Annotated in this window: 2 protein-coding genes; one reads left to right on the forward strand and one right to left on the reverse strand. The window is 74.4% G+C overall.

What is annotated here, in order from left to right:
- Positions 1-176 (reverse strand): DeoR family transcriptional regulator (locus E4P40_RS29450; RefSeq protein ID WP_348519661.1); only part of this gene is annotated, 176 nt, incomplete at its 3' end.
- Positions 177-336: 160 nt separating this feature from the next.
- Between E4P40_RS29450 and E4P40_RS27685 the strand changes: the two genes are divergently transcribed.
- On the forward strand, positions 337-1,029 hold a 693-nt coding region (locus E4P40_RS27685), incomplete at its 3' end, for a phosphoenolpyruvate-utilizing N-terminal domain-containing protein (RefSeq protein ID WP_245160638.1).

A 1,029-nucleotide genomic window follows, 5' to 3' on the forward strand; every position in this document is an offset into this window, starting at 1 on the left:
GCCCCGCCGTGCACCCGGCGCAGCATCCCGGCCCGCTCAAGGACGGCCAGGTCGCGGCGGACCGTCTCGGTGGTGACGCCGAACTCCTCGGCCACCGCGGTGACGGCGACCCGGCCGCGCTCGGCGACCAGTGCCGCGATGGCCTGCTGCCGTTCCTCGGGATAGAGCACGTCCACCTCCGGGCGCTGGGCACGCTCTGCCCGATTACGTGGCTTCGGCGTTGGATATGTGTTGTTCTACGTGGGATCGGTTGACAAGTCAACACATATTCGTGACGCTGGTCACCGCACGTCGCCCGGCCCCGCCATCCACCCCGTGTCGTCAGTGAGGTCCCTGATGTCGACTTCCGCGCCCGATCTCCAGCAGACCCCGGCCCGCGCCGACTCGTTCGTCCTCATCGGGACCCCGGTGGTCCCCGGCGTGGCGCTCGGGCCGGTGGTCCGCCCGTCCGAAGGGGTCCGCCTCCCGGACGGCGAGCAGCCCGCGCTGCCGGAGGGATCGCGCGCCGGGGAGAAGGACCTCTTCCGTGCGGCGGCGGAACTGGTCGCCGCGAGGCTCGCGGCCCGGGCGGCGTCCGCGACCGGTGTCAGTGCCGAGGTGCTGTCCACCACGGCGGGGATCGCCCGCGACCGCGCGCTGTGGGGAGCGGCCGAGCAGCGCATCGACGCCGGCGTCCCGGCGGCGTCCGCGACCGTCGAGGCGGCCCAGCAGTTCGTGGACATGTTCACCGCGCTCGGCGGGCTCATGGCCGAGCGCGTCCCCGACGTGCGCGACGTCCGTGACCGGATCGTCGCGGAGCTCACCGGCCAGGGGGAGCCGGGCATCCCCAGCCCGGAGGTCCCGTCGGTGCTGCTCGCCGACGACCTCGCCCCGGCCGACACGGCAGGGCTGGACCCGGCCCGGGTGGTCGGGCTCGCGACCCGCCTCGGCGGCACGACCAGTCACACCGCGATCATCGCCCGGCAGCTCGGTCTGCCGTGCGTGGTCGCGGTGGAGGGGCTCGACGACGTGCGCGCGGGGGAGACCGTG

The organism is Blastococcus sp. CT_GayMR20 (assembly GCF_004570345.1).